16 protein-coding genes, 1 pseudogene and 1 riboswitch are annotated in these 15,987 nt (G+C 65.6%); of the genes and pseudogenes, 11 read left to right on the plus strand and 6 right to left on the minus strand.

All coding sequences use genetic code 11. From position 1 onward, the window contains the following. Positions 1-145: 145 nt before the first annotated feature. Positions 146-412: pseudogene (locus AC51GR_RS23220) on the minus strand (FAD/NAD(P)-binding protein); the annotation flags it as partial. Between the two features lie 40 nt (positions 413-452). Here AC51GR_RS23220 and AC51GR_RS23225 point away from each other — a divergent pair. Further along, complete coding sequence (locus AC51GR_RS23225) at positions 453-641, plus strand: hypothetical protein (RefSeq protein WP_496327023.1); 189 nt, start codon at positions 453-455, stop codon at positions 639-641. 199 nt (positions 642-840) lie between these two features. Here AC51GR_RS23225 and AC51GR_RS23230 read toward each other — a convergent pair whose 3' ends face one another. Continuing rightward, positions 841-2,076, minus strand: coding sequence for a TY-Chap domain-containing protein (locus AC51GR_RS23230; protein ID WP_496327024.1), 1,236 nt, complete (start codon positions 2,074-2,076; stop codon positions 841-843). A 221-nt stretch (positions 2,077-2,297) separates the two neighbouring features. Between AC51GR_RS23230 and AC51GR_RS23235 the strand changes: the two genes are divergently transcribed. Beyond that, positions 2,298-3,152: a ParA family protein gene (locus AC51GR_RS23235; RefSeq protein WP_496327025.1), complete on the plus strand. Its 855-nt coding sequence runs from the start codon at positions 2,298-2,300 to the stop codon at positions 3,150-3,152. Beyond that, positions 3,149-3,844, plus strand: coding sequence for a GNAT family N-acetyltransferase (locus tag AC51GR_RS23240; RefSeq protein ID WP_496327026.1), 696 nt, complete (start codon positions 3,149-3,151; stop codon positions 3,842-3,844). The genes AC51GR_RS23235 and AC51GR_RS23240 overlap by 4 nt, the downstream gene beginning before the upstream one ends. Before the next feature lie 27 nt (positions 3,845-3,871). On the opposite strand, the gene AC51GR_RS23245 is transcribed toward AC51GR_RS23240, so the two are convergent. Next, positions 3,872-5,194: a ClC family H(+)/Cl(-) exchange transporter gene (locus AC51GR_RS23245; RefSeq protein ID WP_496327027.1), complete on the minus strand. Its 1,323-nt coding sequence runs from the start codon at positions 5,192-5,194 to the stop codon at positions 3,872-3,874. Positions 5,195-5,355: 161 nt separating this feature from the next. On the opposite strand from AC51GR_RS23245, the gene AC51GR_RS23250 reads away from it, so the two are divergent. From AC51GR_RS23250 to AC51GR_RS23260, 3 genes are all read left to right on the plus strand, one after another. Next, positions 5,356-6,480, plus strand: coding sequence for an FO synthase (locus AC51GR_RS23250; RefSeq protein ID WP_496327028.1), 1,125 nt, complete (start codon positions 5,356-5,358; stop codon positions 6,478-6,480). Then, positions 6,477-7,976: a flavin-containing monooxygenase gene (locus AC51GR_RS23255; protein WP_496327029.1), complete on the plus strand. Its 1,500-nt coding sequence runs from the start codon at positions 6,477-6,479 to the stop codon at positions 7,974-7,976. Before AC51GR_RS23250 ends, AC51GR_RS23255 begins: the two co-directional genes overlap by 4 nt. Positions 7,977-8,127: 151 nt before the next feature. Beyond that, entirely contained in the window at positions 8,128-8,724 is a 597-nt protein-coding gene (locus AC51GR_RS23260; RefSeq protein ID WP_496327030.1) for a carboxymuconolactone decarboxylase family protein, read from the plus strand. Here the strand turns inward: AC51GR_RS23260 and sigJ are convergent. Genes sigJ through AC51GR_RS23275 form a run of 3 tightly spaced genes read right to left on the minus strand, consistent with a single transcriptional unit; the run spans position 8,649 to position 10,984 of the window. Further along, positions 8,649-9,626, minus strand: coding sequence for an RNA polymerase sigma factor SigJ (gene sigJ / locus AC51GR_RS23265; protein ID WP_496327105.1), 978 nt, complete (start codon positions 9,624-9,626; stop codon positions 8,649-8,651). The genes AC51GR_RS23260 and sigJ overlap by 76 nt on opposite strands. Before the next feature lie 27 nt (positions 9,627-9,653). Beyond that, the gene (locus AC51GR_RS23270; protein WP_496327031.1) at positions 9,654-10,427 is read right to left on the minus strand and encodes a pirin family protein; all 774 of its coding nucleotides are present in this window, start codon (positions 10,425-10,427) and stop codon (positions 9,654-9,656) included. Positions 10,428-10,471: 44 nt separating this feature from the next. Beyond that, on the minus strand, positions 10,472-10,984 hold the full coding sequence (locus tag AC51GR_RS23275; protein ID WP_496327032.1) for a VOC family protein: 513 nt from the start codon (positions 10,982-10,984) through the stop codon (positions 10,472-10,474). A gap of 137 nt (positions 10,985-11,121) precedes the next feature. Here AC51GR_RS23275 and AC51GR_RS23280 point away from each other — a divergent pair, with 137 nt between their 5' ends. From AC51GR_RS23280 to AC51GR_RS23300, 5 genes are all read left to right on the plus strand, one after another. Continuing rightward, on the plus strand, positions 11,122-11,586 hold the full coding sequence (locus tag AC51GR_RS23280) for a MarR family winged helix-turn-helix transcriptional regulator (RefSeq protein WP_496327033.1): 465 nt from the start codon (positions 11,122-11,124) through the stop codon (positions 11,584-11,586). A gap of 243 nt (positions 11,587-11,829) precedes the next feature. Then, a riboswitch (SAM riboswitch) is annotated at positions 11,830-11,924 on the plus strand. A 30-nt stretch (positions 11,925-11,954) separates the two neighbouring features. Then, positions 11,955-13,022 (plus strand): LLM class flavin-dependent oxidoreductase, encoded by a 1,068-nt coding sequence (locus tag AC51GR_RS23285; protein ID WP_496327034.1) that lies wholly within the window; start codon positions 11,955-11,957, stop codon positions 13,020-13,022. An 85-nt stretch (positions 13,023-13,107) separates the two neighbouring features. After that, positions 13,108-14,217 carry an LLM class flavin-dependent oxidoreductase gene (locus AC51GR_RS23290; RefSeq protein WP_496327035.1) on the plus strand — a complete coding sequence of 370 codons (1,110 nt, stop codon included), beginning with the start codon at positions 13,108-13,110 and terminating at the stop codon, positions 14,215-14,217. Then, complete coding sequence (locus AC51GR_RS23295) at positions 14,214-14,363, plus strand: hypothetical protein (RefSeq protein ID WP_496327036.1); 150 nt, start codon at positions 14,214-14,216, stop codon at positions 14,361-14,363. The genes AC51GR_RS23290 and AC51GR_RS23295 overlap by 4 nt, the downstream gene beginning before the upstream one ends. Next, positions 14,360-15,985: an ABC transporter substrate-binding protein gene (locus AC51GR_RS23300; RefSeq protein ID WP_496327037.1), complete on the plus strand. Its 1,626-nt coding sequence runs from the start codon at positions 14,360-14,362 to the stop codon at positions 15,983-15,985. Before AC51GR_RS23295 ends, AC51GR_RS23300 begins: the two co-directional genes overlap by 4 nt. Positions 15,986-15,987: the final 2 nt, after the last annotated feature.

Genomic DNA, 15,987 nt, shown 5'->3' on the forward strand with positions numbered 1-15,987 from the left:
AAAGAAGCGGTGCTGCTCGCGCGGAATGTCCCGGTGGCGGCGTCAGTGGTGAACGAGACCTCGGGCCCGAGGAAGCGGACCACGCCCGCACGGGAGAGCGCGAGCAACTGTTCCAGGCGCAGCGGAGGGGGACCGCTGGCGTGGCCTGCACCCATTCGGCCAGCGTGGGGCCGGGGCGCAGGGGCCCGTCGATCGTGGTGGTGTGGTCGGTGAACATCGTGACGTCGGCGGCGATGGAGTTCATCCACAGCAGCGGAGGTTGGCTTTCGCGCCAGATGCGGCCCGCCCCTGGAGGGAACGGGTCGATGACGTGGATGTGAAGGTCGCGGTCGGTGGCGCGGGCCAGCAGACGCTCGAGTACACCGGTTCCGCGTGGGCCGGCGCCGACGATCGCGATGGTCAACGGGCTCATGTGTCCTCTTCGTGGGTGTTTGGCGCACGGTCGAGGGTCAATGTCCGACGGTGGGGCGATCCATCGGGTGCTCGCCGATCCGAGCAACCTGGTATCCGCGGAACTGCGTACCGCCGGGTTCGAGGTGCGCACCGTTCGTGACGCCGGGCACGTCGTTCATCTGGACGACTTGGCAGGGTTCTTGGAGGCGCTGGATCTCGCTCGATTCGATGTGCCGGTGTCGACATGAGCGAACGCAGACGCCTGTGAAGACCGTCACCGGGGAGGTGGCATCGAGCTCGGAGCGCGGTTCGCGGAGGACGTCTTCACATCACGTTCCGCGAGAATCTGGAGTTGCCGGCTCTGCCGCCTCATGAAGCGACATGGATCTGACTCCGGCAAACCCGCCGTCGCCGAACACCACAGCCGAACAACACAATCGGACTCGGTCAGTCCGGCCGGAGTGCATCCACGTCGGAGGACGTGGTCCTGGCCTTGCGCCGGGTGCGATCGCCGGGCAACACCACCGCACGCAGACCGGACCGCAGGGCCTCTTTGGTGCAGGCCCATCCGTCGGCCTCGTGGATGCAGGCACGGGCCTCGTCGACGTCGCCGCGTTCGGCGGCGTCGTCTGCGGCGCGACGCCAGGAGATCGTCTCGTCGGTGCTGATCCGGAGGTACCGCAGGATCGCATCGCGGTCGTAGTCGCAGATCTCGGCGACCTCGTGGGGAGCGAGGACACCCGTTCCGTCCGGGTCGAGGTGCAGCAGCACCATCAGTGCCGGCGGTAGGCCGTCGTTGTGGTCGGCTGAATCAAGGGCGGCGCCCGTGACGTCACCGGTGACTCCGGCACACGCGATTTCGCGGGCGATCACGCCGGCGCCGATCCGCATGAACTTGAACCAGGCATGCATGGCGTCCTCGACAACCGAGGGCGTGAACACTTCCGCGTCGATGCTGATCTGGGCGACGGCGTGATTGTGGGAGATGACGAAGTCGACCTCGGGCCAGTGCGGGCCATGGATGTCGAAGACCGCGCGCACGTGCGGGTTCGTGTCGATGTCCGGCGCGAGCATCGTGAACAGGTCGACGTAGGACTCGGTGGTCCGCACCCGCAGCCACGAGGTGAGACCGCCGAGGGTGAAGGTGATGTCGCCGTCGTGATCTTTGGTGATGGGGTCGCAGGTCACCTGGGCCAGGACACCCTCGACCAGGGCCTGCAGGTGGGCCGGGCCGCTGGGCCGGACCGAGACGTCTGCCGGGGGTGCGCCGTCGTCGTTGCCCGGGACGGGTCGGTCGAAGAATGCGGGGTGCACCACCTGCCAGTGGTCACGGATCACCGCGGTGGCCTCGGCGGCGAGCCGGTCGACGTGGCGGCGACCGACCGACAGCGTGAACTCGCCCGAGTTCAGTGCCCGCCAGCCGCGTTCGAGCAGGGCTTGGGGAGCCGCGCTCTGGTCAGGCCAGAGGTACTTCGGGAACTCCGACGACAGTCCGCAACGGATCCGTCCGGCGCCGGTGACAGTGAAGGTCAACGCCTGCGCATGTTCTTCGAACGGGGTGTCGGGTCGGTCCAGGACGTAGTGGTCACCCTGCTTCAAATCGGCCAGGGTGTCGGCCAGCGATAGCCGGAACTGCGCCCACGAATCATCCATCGAACTGTCGAAGTCGAACGGATCGGTCATGGTTGCTCCTGACTGTTGCTGGACCGTTTGACTGTGACCCTATAGCGCATCTGATCGTTACGGTCATTTAGCACGTTCTACGTTAATGGCAGGGTCCGACAGATCCGTATCCGAGCTGGTCAGGTGCTTGTCTTGAACTATTTGTTCGAGGTGTGAGGTGGGCCTCTCCGCCGTAAGTTGATCAGCAGAGTCCGCCGAACCGGCTGTAGGGAGCACTCCGCGTGGCCAAGGTGATCGCGACCATCAGCCTCAAGGGAGGCGTGGGCAAAACGACGGTGACAGCCGGAGTCGCGGACTTCCTGGCCGGCGAGTTCGGGCAGCGGGTCCTCGTCGTCGACCTCGACTCCCAGATCAACCTGACCACGATGATGATCGGTGAGCAGCGCTGGCTGGAACTGAATCGAGCCGGGCGGACACTTGCCACCCTGTTCAACGACGCACTGGACGGCACCGCGGACTTCGCGATCGGGTCCGCGGTGCAGCGGTCGGTGTCGTCGGTCGGGGCGGTGACCGGCCTCGACCTCTTGCCGTCCTCGCTCGATCTCATCGAAGTGCAGGAAGAGGTCAGCGCGCTGCGGGTGCGGGCCGACGACACGTTGGCCGCGGTCACCATCCTGCGGGACGCGATCGCACCGATCCGCGACTCCTACGACTACATCCTGATCGACTGCCCGCCCAACGTCGGCCCGATCACCCTCAACGGCCTGGCGATGGCCGACGGCTACATCATCCCGGCCATCCCGGACGTGCTGTCGACCCACGGCATCCCCCAGATCCAGCGGCGGGTCAAGGAGTTCAGCGACGAGATCGGCCAACAGATCGTCGAACTCGGCGTGGTGATCACGAAGATGCGAGCGAACTCGACCGTCCACCAGTCGACGATCATGAAGCTACGGCGCGATCCGAACATCCAGAACGTGCTGCCGAGCTATTTGCCGGAATCCAATTCGATTGCAGGTGCAGCAGAGTTTCAGGTGTACTCGACGTTGAAGAGCAAGTACGGAACGCACGGCCAGTTCGATCGGTTTCGTGGACTGACAAGGAACTTGATGACGGAGGCGGAGCGGAAACTATGAGATCTCAGCCCGTTCCCGCCGTCGAGGCGCTCGATGATCCGATCGGCGCCTCGCTCCATGGCTTTCATGCCGACCTCGCCCAGGTCGCCGGGCGGGTGCGACGATTTGAGCCCGGAGTCTCGAAGTTCATGTCGATTCCCCCGGATCCCACACCTGACGATTGGGCGGCGGCGGCAGCCCTGGCGGTCTCGTCCGGGGTGATTCTGTTCAGTGCCACGCCCTACGCCGTACCGGAGTATTGGCCGGCGTCCAGCACTGTCGACCTCGTGCAGATGGTGGCCGAAAATGTTGGTGGTGCAGGTGATCCCGACGCGGTGATTCTGGATGAGGCCGACGTACCCGAGATGTTGGCGCTGACCGCAGCGACCAAGCCCGGTCCGTTCACGGCCCGGACCATCGAACTCGGAACCTACGTGGGTATCCGGGACCAGGGACACCTGGTGGCGATGGCGGGGGAGCGGATGCGGGCGCCCGGCTGGACGGAGATCAGTGCGATCTGCACGGCCCGCAGCCACCGCGGACAGGGCCTGGCGGCACGTCTGATCCACACCTTGGCCGGTCAGATCCACGCCCGCGGGGAACAGATGTTCCTGCATGCGGCGATCACGAACACGTCGGCGATCAGGCTGTACGAGCGCCTCGGTTTTCGTGAGCGACGACGTTTGGTGGCCACCGGTCTGAGTGAGATCTGACCCGGGTGTGAGTGACGCGGTGGCCGGTCACGCGTGCGGCTTGGAATTGAGCATCCGTTCGCGGAGGCTGTCGTAGATCGGTTGCGAACCCGCGAGCTGGGCGACCACCACGGCCATCGCCGTCGCCGCGATCATCGGAACGGTCACGGAGGTGACCGCAGTCATCTCGATGACGAGCAGCATCCCGGTCAGCGGGGCCCGGACCACGGCGCCGAAGAACGCCGCCATACCCACAATGGCCATCGCGATCTTCAGTGACGAGTCCACGCCCGGCACGAAAACGTCTGCGACACCGACGAATAGAACGCCCCAGAGGGCGCCGACCGCGAGCAACGGGGCGAACAGACCACCCGGCGTCGCCGATGCGTAGGACAAGGGGCCGGCGAACAACCGGACCACGAGGTAGCCGACGACCGCGGTCAGTGCGATATTGCCGCCGCCGATCAGCTTCTGCGCCAGGTCATCCCCGCCGCCGGCGGCCAGCGGGTCGACGACCAGGAGTGCACCGACGATCGCGCCGATGATGGCCGCTTTGACTTCTCGCGGGACGGTGGCAAAGCGCGCCACCAGATCGAGTGACCCGAGGATCAGCTTGTTGTAGAACACGCCGAGGACGCCGGTGAGAAGGCCGAAGACCACGAACACCGGCAGCAGGGTGATCGACGGGGAATCGACGTCGACGACCCGGAAATCGGGGTGGTCTCCCAGGATGATGCGCGAGCAACCCACCGCGACCGCCACTGCCAGCAACGTCGTGATGACCGTGCGCGCCCGGAACGTCTTGGTCACCTCTTCGAAGACGAACAACGCGCCGCCCAACGGGGCGTTGAAGGCAACGGCGAGTCCGGCTCCGGCAATGGACGTCTCCAGCAGGTGCGCATCGTCGTCGCCGAGCTGGACCCGGCGGCCGGCCTCGGCGCCGATCGCCGCCCCCATGTGGACTGTCGGGCCCTCCCTGCCCAGGACGAGTCCGGACCCGATCGACAGCAGGCCACCGAAGAACTTGGCAGGCAGCACCCGCAGCGGTGACGCCTTCGCCTCGCCCCGAGAAACCGCCTCGACGCGTTGGATACCGCTGCCCGAGGCCTGCGGGACCCACCGGACGATCAGCGCGGCCAGTCCCGCGCCGGTCGCGGTGACGGCCACCGGGATGAGCCACCCGGGTCCGGGCAGCTCGTGCGCCCACTCGAGCATGTATCCGCGCCACTGGTCGGCCTCGCGCAGGCACCACCGGAATGCGCCGCCGACGAAGCCGATCAAGATGCCGCAGACAACCGCGAGAACGCAGAGCATCCCGATCCCGCGTACCGAGCCGAGACCACCGTCGGAAACAGCCCGAGATTCCGCCATCGTGTCTGCTTCTCCCTGCGCTGACGTGGTGATTGTCACTGGATCGACGACTCTGCGGTAACTCTAGTGGCCCACTTGGCCCGGACCGGCGTCTTTGATGGCGGGTGTCTGAGGTGTACCTGCGGCGAACACCGGTCGTGGTCCGGTTCTAGAGTCGAAGGATGACGATGCGAAGGTCCTGGGCCGAAGACACTCGGCTCCCCGGGTCCACGGTGCGGCCGGCGCTGCGCCGGGTCGCCGACAGTTCGGCGTCGCTCGACGATGACGAGTGGATTCTGCTGCTGCAAGCGCAGGGTGACGAGCTGGACGAACTGTGTGAACTGGCAGATTCTGCCCGTCGCACCGCGGTCGGCGACGAACTCACCTTTGTTGCCAACCGGAACCTCGACACCGGTGCTGTGCTCGACCTCGGCGCATCGCCGCGACTCGAGGACCTCGTCGTCGAAGCCTGGACGCTCGGCGCCACCGAGATCTGCCTGCAGGGTCCGGTGCCGCAGTCGCGGCCGGCGAGCGACTACCTGACGGTGGTCGAACGTATCCGGGCCGCCGCGCCGGAGATGCATCTGCACGCCTATCGGGTACCGGAGGTGATCGATGCCGCCGACCGCCTCGGGATCACCGTCCGCGACTTCTTGTCGTCTGCCCGCGCCGCCGGGGTCGGCACTGTCCCCGGGACCGCCGCGCAGATACTCGATGACGCAATCCGGGAAGCGCTCTCGCCGACCGGTCAGGCGCTGCCGGTTCAGGCGTGGGTCGAGACGATCTCCACCGCGCACGATGTCGGCCTCAAGTCCACCGCGACGATGCTCTACGGGCACCTCGAACGGCCGGAGCATCAGGTGGCACATCTGCGGCTGTTGGGCCAGATCCAGGCGCGTACGGGCGGTTTCACCGAACTCATCCTGATGCCGATGCTGCCGGAGTTGGCTCCACCGCATCTGCGCGAGCGGGCCACCCGCGGTCCGTCGCTGCGGGAGACGCGGGCGGTGCACGCGGTGGCGCGGCTGATGCTGCAGGCGTCGTTCGATCACGTCCAGGCCGCCTGGCCCAAGCTCGATGCCGAAGCGCTCATGGCGGTCCTGCGCGGTGGTGCCGACGACGTGGGGGGCGTGCTGATCGACGGGACCCTGATGCCGGGCGCCGGCCCGGAGAGCGGCAGGCAGTTGCTGCCTGCCGATGTGGACCGCCTGGCCGCGGACCTGCGCCGGTCCGTCCGTCAGCGCACCACGCCCTACGGCTGCGCTCCAGCCGATCGTCGCGACGTCCTGCGACGGGTTTTTGCATGACCGGGCCGAACCCGCTGCCCGACTACGTCGATGTCGCGATCGTCGGGGCCGGATTTGCCGGGCTCGGGATGGCGATCCGCACCGCGCGCCGCGGCGACGAGAGTTTCGTGATCCTCGAACGGGAGAACGCGGTCGGCGGTACCTGGCGGGACAACCGGTACCCGGGGGTGGCCTGTGACGTGCCCGCACACGTGTATTCGTTCTCGTTCCGTCCGCCGGGCGACTGGGAATCGCTGTTTGCCGCGGGCGAACAGATCCACACCTATCTGGAGCAGGCGGCCGCGGAGGAAGGGCTGTTGCCGCACCTGCATCTCGGCGTCGACGTGACCCAGACGAAATGGCTGCCCGACGAACTGTGTTGGGCCGTTTCGACCACGGCCGGTGAACTCCGGGCGCGCGTACTGGTGGTCGCGGTGGGACGTCTGGCCGACCCGCTCGTTCCGCCGATCCCGGGGATGGATGCGTACCCGGGCAGTGTCTTCCACACGGCGCGCTGGGACAACTCCGCGCCGATCGACGGTGCTCGGGTCGGCGTGGTCGGCACCGGTGCCTCGGCGATTCAGCTGGTCCCCGAATTGGCGCGGCGCGCCGGGGAACTGGTGGTGTTCTCCCGCAGCGCGCCGTACGTGGTGCCGCGAGGCAACCGGCCCTACAGCCCGGCCGAGCGTGAAGAATTACAGGTCAAGGCCAACGCCGATCGTCTCCGGGAGGAGCTGTTCACCGAGGCGGACAAGGCTTTTGGGCAGCGCCGCGGCCTGCACCCCGACATCGACCAGATCCGTGACCGGGCGCTGGGCCATCTCCATGCGCAGGTCACCGATCCGGACCTGCGTGCCGACCTCACGCCGCACTACGAGATCGGTTGCAAGCGAATCCTGTTGAGCGACGACTTCTATCCCACCATGATCCGGCCGAACGTCACGCTCGAACCCTCCGCGTTGGCAGAGTTCGACGGGACCCGGGCGGTTGCCGCCAGTGGGAAGGCGTACGAACTCGACACCGTCGTGATGGCGACCGGTTTCTCCGCGGCCCGCCCGGAGTTCGCCACCCGCATCATCGGGGTCGACGGTGAACGGCTGTCGGAGCATTGGCGGGCCGGGATGGTCTCGTATGCGTCCACCGCCATCAGCGGTTACCCCAACATGTTCGTCCTCGACGGACCGAATGCCGCACTGGGCCACAATTCGGCGATCTACATGATCGAAACCCAGATCGACTACGTCCTCGGTGCGCTCGACCACCTCAACGACAGCGGTACCCGCGCGGTGGAGGTGACGGCTGCCGCCGAACAGGCCTACACCCGGGAGATCGACGAGCGCAGTGCGTCGACGGTGTGGCTCAGTGGGTGCAGCAGTTGGTATCTGGATCCGACCAGTCGTCGGCTCACCCTGCTCTGGCCCGGCACCGGGCGCTCGTTCCGGGAACGCAACGGAACGTTCGACCCGTATCACTACGAGCGCATCTGGGCACCGGATTCGGTCGACCTGCCGGTCTGAATCGTCCCCCTGAGCAGGCTCGGAGGGCAGGTTTCCCTCGGCGTCCCGCCAGGGGGCGGTTTTCGTCGGCGCATCGAGCTGTCACGTTTGCGCCGGCTGTCTCGTCTACCCCATAGCGGCGCACCCGCGCCGAGGATTGGGAGGAACAGACATGGCACGGATACCAGCACTGGCGCCGCGGGACGCGGGTCTGATCGTCAAGAGTGCGTACCGGTACACCGCGCGAAGGTTCGGGTCGGTGCCCGAGCCGTTTGCGATCCTGGCACACCACCGGGGCTTGTTCCTGGCGTCGGGAGTGCACGAGAGTGTGGTCGAGCGGGCGTCAAAGGTGTTGCCGCCGAACATTCGTGAGATCGCGGTGTACCGCACGGCCTGGGTGGTCGGCTGCTCCTGGTGCATCGACTTCGGCACGATGCTGCAGAAGCACGACGACCTCGACATCGACCGTTTGCGGCAGATCGCCGACTACGAGACGTCGCCGGCCTACAGCGACGATGAGCGGGCCGCGATCGCTTACGCGGACGCGGTGACCGCGACGCCACCCACGGTGACCGATGAGCAGGTCGACGACCTGCGCGAGCGATTCGGGGTCGACGGACTGATCGAGCTGACCTACCAGATCTCACTGGAGAACCAGCGCTCCCGGATGTACGCGGCGTTGGGCATCACCGATCAGGGATTCTCCACGGATTCGTGCCGGGTGCCCTGGGCCGTCGACGGGGCTACCTCGGAGACAGGCACCAACTGAGCGGCATCGATGGCGGACAGCTTGGCGGGGTCGGCGATGTCGTAGATGGACACGACCAGGCCGTCGCGGACAACAAAGCAGACCACCCGGGCCGGTGAGGCGCGACGATCGCCGTCGGCCGCCCAGCCGGCGGAGTAGGTGCCGAGTTCGCCGTTGACCCGCACCGGGATCTGCAGGGCGAGCGCATCGGGCCCGTAACGGCGCAGGAGCCAGAACAGGAACCGGGCGACGCCGGCGGCACCGCGGATCGCCTTGACCGCGGTGGGGGTGGTGCGGTTGGCGTCGCCGACGACCATCGCGTCCGGGTCCAGAGCAGCCAGCACCGCATCCATGTCACCGGCCGCCATCGCCGCGACGAGACGACCGACGGCTTCGGCCTGTTCGGTGTCGCTGACCGGGGCCGGAAGGTCGGAGACGATTCGGCGGGCTCGTGAGGCGAGTTGGCGTGCCGAGGGGGTCGTGGACCCGAGGATCTCGGCGATGTCGGCGAAGGGCACGCCGAATCCGTCATGGAGGACGAACGCAACGCGCATTGCCGGGGTGAGGGTTTCGAACAGCACCATCGCGGCGTAGCGGCTGTCCTCTGCCGCGATGACGGCGTGCAGGGGATCGTCGTACTCGGGGGAGGGGACGACCTGCGTCACGACCGGCTCCGGAAGCCATTGGCCCACATGCTTTTCGCGGACGACAGCGGCGGATTTGAGACGGTCCAGACAGATTCGTCCGACCACGGTCGTCAGCCAGGCTCCGAGATCATCGATCGAGTCGCTATCGGCCGCATCGAGGCGCAACCAGGATTCCTGGACGGCATCTTCGGCATCGCTGATGCTGCCGGTGATCCGGTACGCCACCGACAACATCCGGCTGCGTTGCTCTTCGAAACGCTCCGCGAAGGTACCCATCGGATCGGAGTCCACGTGCCCGCTCCCTCAGGCCGCTATCGCGGCATGCATCTCCCACACGATGACCTCGGCATCGGAGGTGGCGGTCAGCTGCTGTCCGCCATCACCGTGGACGCGGACCGCGTCGCCGGTGCCGAGCTCCCCGACGCTCTCCATCTCGACCTCACCGCGCGGGACGAAGACGTGCAACAGGGGAGCGTCCGGCAGGGTCAGTGGACGCTGCCCGGGGGTCATGCGCGCCACATGCATGGTGGCATAACGATTTTTGATGCGGATCGCGGAGTGGTCGGCGTACCGGGGCATGCCCGAGGCCACCGGAACGAATCCACCGGACAACAATTCATGGTCGATCTCGAGTTGCTCGTATCCCGGTGTGATCCCGGATTCGTCGGGGACAACCCACATCTGGACGAAGTGCACCGGATCGTGGGTCTCGTCCGCGCTGTCCTGGCGCCAGACGTCGTTCTTCTCCGAATGCATGATCCCGGTGCCGGCGCTCATCCGTTGTGCCAGGCCGGGGTAGATGACGCCGTTGTGTCCCATCGAATCCTGATGGACCAGGGAACCCTGCAGAACCCAGGTGACGATCTCCATGTCCTGATGGGGATGGGTATCGAAACCCTGCCGGGGCAACACGATGTCGTCGTTGTTGACCATCAGGACGCCGTGGTGGGTGTTGGCCGGGTCGTAGTGGTGGCCGAAGGAGAAGGAATGTTTGGAGTCGAGCCAGCCCGCATCGGTCTTGAAGCGGCTGTCGGCGCGGCGGAGGTCGAATCGGGTGGGAGGTGTTGCGGTGGTCATCGGTGGGGCCTTTCGGGTGGAGCGGTATCGCCTACAGGTCGTGCCTAGAGAACGTGCGAGCCGTACATCTCGCCGAGCGGATCGGCGATGAGTTCGAGGCGGGCGCCATCGGGATCGCGGAAGTACAGCGACACCTCGCTGTGTTCGATGAGTTCAACGCCTGCGTCGATCAGCTTGTCGCGCAAGTGTTTCCAGCGCTGCGGTTCGACACTGATCGCGACGTGGTGCAGTCCGCCGAGGACTTCCTGGTACGGCCCGACGTCGAGGCCGGGAAAGTCGAAGAACGCCAGGAGGTTTGAGTTGCCGATGTCGAAAAAGAAGTGCGAGGAGCCGGGATAGTCGCGGTTCTCGATGAGTTCGGTCAGCGGGAACTCGAGCAGGTCTTGGTAGAACCGGACGGTGCGTTCGACGTCGCCGCTGACCAGTGCGGTGTGGTGCAGACCGCGGGCCGAGGACGCCGGCCGGGAGTCGGCGGGTACCAGGTGTCTGGCGCGGATCGCCTCACGTCTGCCCGCGTATTCCTGCGAGCGCTTGTTCTCGGTGTCGGCGGTGCTCATGGCCGGTCCTTCCGTGCGGGGGGTCTTCATCCAGTGTGCGCTTCGAGTGGCCAGAGGTAAATGGTTGCGTTGTCAACTACTTTGGTAGCGTATCGCAACTGATTGCGTTGTCAACTACTTTGGCTATGCTCTGAACCGTGGAACCAACACAGTGGCTCAGTGAGGACGAGCAGCGGACCTGGCGCGCGTACCTGGATGCGACCCGGTTGCTGTTGCGGACGCTCGATCAGCAGCTCGCCCGGGATGCGGGCTTGTCCTTCACCGACTTCGAACTGCTCGTCGTCTTGTCCGAGGCGCCGCAGCGCCGACTGCGCATGCGGGATCTCGCTGATGCGATCACCACCACACGAAGCGGCGCCACCAGGGCAATCGGTCGTCTGGTGGACGCCGGATGGGTCTGCCGCGTCGAATGCGAAGACGACAAACGGGGCATGTTGGCCGAACTGACCGACGCCGGGATGCAGAAGCTGACCTCGGCGAGCCCCGGACATGTCGCCGCGGTCAGGCGAAATGTGTTCGATCTGCTGAGTACGCGCGATGTTGCCGTGGTGGGCCGGGCATTCGCGGACGTGCGTGAGCACCTGCAGCAGCCGCCGGCATAGGCGCCCGGTCGATCGCCGACTCGGTCGGCTGCGGGGGTTGGCGAAAAGTCGTTGCGGGTGCAAGCAGCTTGCCGAACCCCAAGTGCGCACGGTCGGCAACTGATCGTTGCTGATGACAGGGCGCGAGATCGCGTTTGTTCCGTGTGACATTGCAGCACCCCGGGGTCATCGATGACCGGGGGGTTTGAACCCGACTGAATCTAACCGTTCCACGGTGGGTGGGCACCGGCCTACTGTGCACAAGGATCATCAAGAGCGACTGAGAGACCCGGCTCGCTGACGTCGCAGCAACCCCCCGCCTCGGCGGGTGCGGGTGCTACTGCCGGGACCGATGAAGGTTGTGTCATGTCATCAGTTCAGGAGTCCGGGTGAAGTTTCTGTTGATCAGTTTGATCACCCACACGCCCCACCCGTTGTCCGGCGAGACCGTGTCCCCGGCGCAGCGGTTTCGAGAAGTGATCGACACTGCGGTCCTCGCAGAGGAATTGGGGTTTGACGGCTTCGGGGTGGGCGAACGGCACGAGAGGCCGTTCATCTCCTCGTCGCCACCGGTTGTGCTCAGTAACATCGCCGCACGGACCTCGACGATCGCGCTGTTCACCGCGGTGACAACGCTCAGTCTGCTCGACCCGGTCCGCGCCTTCGAGGACTACTCGACCCTCGACAATCTTTCCGGCGGTCGACTGCAACTGATGATCGGCAAGGGTAACGGCGCCGCGCAGGCCAAGCTGTTCGGAGTCACCGAGGCCGACCAATGGGAGCGCAACCGCGAAGGTTACGAACTCTTCCGGCGACTGTGGGAGGACGACACGGTCACCTGGACCGGCAAGTACCGTCCGTCGTTGATCGACGCCGAGGCGTTGCCCCGCCCGCTGCAGAAGAAGATCCGCGTCTGGCACGGTAGTGCCACCAGCCGCGAATCAGTCGACCTGGCAGCGTTTTACGGGGATCCGCTGTTCTCTGCCAACGTCACCAACCCGGTCGAACCCTATGCGGCATTGATCGACCACTACCGAGCGCGGTGGGCGGCATACGGGCACGACCCGGCGGATGCTCTTGTGGGTGCCGGATCGGCCGGGTACTACGCCACCAAGAACTCGCAGGATGCGATCAACACCTACCGCCCGATCTTCGATGCCACCTTGGCGAGAATCGGGTCATTCGGTCTGCCGCTGGTGTTTCCGACCCTCGAAGACGCTGTGGAACGCAGCTCGCTACTACTCGGAAGTCCACAACAGGTGATCGACAAGGTGTTGCGGTACCACGAGAAGTTCGGCCATGAGGTGATGCATCTGCATGCTGACGCCGGCGGCCTGAGCAATGCCCAGCACCGCGACTCGCTCGAACTCTTCCAGTCCGAGATCGCCCCGGTGCTGCGGCGCGAGATCCCGAGTCGCCCGATCGCCACTCCCACCGCGTTGGAGGTGCTGTCGTGACTGCCCCGACCCGGATCCCGCCGTCGACACATGTCGGCCGCCGCACGTCCACACGTTTCCTCTGACACTTCGAAAAAGGACAACCATGCCAGTAGAGTTCCTGGGGATCGCAGCCACGAATGACGGCACCGAGACCCACCCTCGTACCACCGCCGGTTCGTTCGACCGCGAGTACACACTCAAACTCGCTCGTGCACACGAGGATTTCGGGTGGGACCGGATCCTGTTCGCCTATGGCGCCGGTGCTCCCGAACCCGCGGCGGCCGCCTCGTACATCGCAAGCAACCTCGACCGCATCGAGATCCTGCTGGCGCACCGTCCCAATGTCTCGTACCCGACCTTCGCCGCCAAGACCTTCGCCACCCTCGACCAGATCTCCGGGGGACGGGTGACGGTGCACTTCATCACCGGCGGCAACGACACCGAACAGCAGCGGGAAGGTGACTTCCTGACGAAAGACCAGCGGTACGAACGCACCCGTGAGTACATCCAGATCGTCAAGAAGGTGTGGACCAGCCGCGAACCGTTCGACCACAACGGCACCCACTACCGGTTCAACGACTTCGTCTCCGATGTCTTCCCGGTGGCGCAGCCACGGCCCGACATCTCCTTCGGCGGGTCGTCGCCGGCCGCCTATGCGGTAGGTGGCGCGGAGGCTGACATCTACGCGCTGTGGGGTGAACCCCTCGAGAACACCGCCGAGCAGATCGCGTCGATCACCGCCTCCGCGAAAGCTGCAGGTCGACAAAAGCGCCCGCGGCTACAGGTCGCGTTTCGGCCGATCATCGCACCGACCGATGAATTGGCCTGGCAGAAGGCCGAATCGATACTCGGTCAGCTCAATGCCCGGGCAGCCGGCGCCGCCCAATTCCCACGCGGATTCTCTCTGACATCGCCTCAGAACGCCGGCTCTCAGCGTCTGCTGGAGATAGCTGATTCAATCGACCGCTTCGGAGCCGCGGGATGGACGGCAACGGCCAAAGCGACCGGGGGCGGCGGAAACTCCAATGCGCTGGTCGGTTCTCCGGAGACGGTGGCGGCCGCGCTGCTCGAATACCACGACCTCGGGATCGAGATCCTCTCGGCGCGCGGCTACGACCTGCTCGACGACGCGATCGACTTCGGCCGGTATGTGATTCCGATCGTTCGTGAGGAAGTCGCAAAGCGCGACAGGGATATCCAGGGTGTGGCGTGATCGAGTTGGTTCAAAACCAACCTGATTTTATTGAAGATATTGGGGCGCAACGGTTTAACCTCATCAGTGAGTTGACAGTGGGTGAAGCAGCCGCCGCTTCGCCGCAGAAGCGTGCCACCGCCAGGATCGACGAAGGAAATCGATGAATGCAAGTGTGTCCCGACCGCTACTCGCCGTATTCGGCGCGGCGCTGATGACAGCAACCCTGCTCAGTGCCTGCGGGTCCGACGCCTCCGGCGGCGAGGGCGACGCCGGCCCCGCCACGCCGGGTGGAACCCTGCGCTACGGATTGTCCGGGGCGCCGACCTGTTCGGATCCCGCTCAGGGCGCCACCAACCAGACGATTTATGTCACCCGCCAGGTGGTCGACTCCCTGACCGACCAGGATCCGGGAACCGGCGACATCACGCCGTGGCTCGCGGAGAGCTGGGAGATCAGCCCGGATGCCAAATCGTTCACGTTCAAGCTCCGCGACGGTGTGACATTCAGTGATGGCACGCCGCTCACCGCGGAGTCCGTGAAGAAGAACTTCGACTCGATCCTCGCCCTCGGCGCCGCAAAAACCCCGCTGGCCTCGAGTTATCTGTCCGGTTATATCGGAACCACCGTGGTCGACCCGCTGACGGCGAAGATCGACTTCAGCACACCGAACGCGCAGTTCCTGCAGGCCACATCGACCTCGCAGCTCGGTCTGCAGGCCGACGCCACCATCGCCCAGACCGTCGAAGAGCGGTGCCTCGGGACCAATATCGGCAGCGGGCCGTTCACCTACGCGGACTGGCAGCAGGACCGGTCGGTGTCGCTGGTCAAGCGCACCGGCTACAACTGGAGCTCACCGGTCTTCGCCCATACCGGCGAGGCGTATCTCGATCGCATCGACTTCACCGTGATCCCGGAGTCGGGCGTGCGCACCGGATCGCTGTCCTCCGACCAGCTCGATGCGGTCAGTGATGCGCTGCCCCAGGACGTGCCGCAGATCGAAGCGGTCGGTGGCCAGGTCCTCACCACGCCGAATCCGGGCATCACGTTCGGATTCCAGCCCAATGTCACCCGTGGGGTCCTCGCCGATCCGGCTGTGCGGCAGGCGATCATCCCGGCCATCAACCGACAGGAACTCGTCGACACCGTATTGGGCGACGACTTCAATGTGGCCACCAGCGCCCTGGCCGCGAATACGCCCGGGTACACCGACCTGTCCTCGGAGGTGACCTTCGATCAGGACAAGGCGCGCTCAATTCTGGACCAGGCAGGGTGGGACGAAGGTGATGATGGAATCCGGGAGAAAGATGGACGAAAGCTCGCTTTCACGCTGTCGTTCAGCGCCGTGTTCACCGGTAATCAGGCAATTCTCGAGTTGGTCCAACAGCAGCTGAAGGCCGTTGGGGTGGATCTGCAACTCGGTCTCCTGTCGAATGCCGAGTTCACCGCGTTGCAGGCAAGCGGAGACTACGACGCGTTGTACTACAACAGCACTCGCGCCGACGGAGACATCCTGCGAACGACCTTCGGACTCGAGAGCCGCAACCTGAATCAACGTGGCCCGATCCCGGTGCTCGATGAGGCCCTCACCGAGCAGCTCGCGACGACGGACACAGCGCAGCGCGGCGCCCTGCTCGCCACCGCGCAGGAACAGGTCATCTCGGACGGGCTCTGGATCCCGACGACCGAACTGTCCCAGGTCATCGGTATCGGATCGACGACAGAAGACCTCAAGTTCGACGCCTCGGCCAGACTCGTGTTCTTCGACACCTGGATCTCCGGGAACTGATC

The organism is Williamsia sp. z71 (assembly GCF_059553375.1).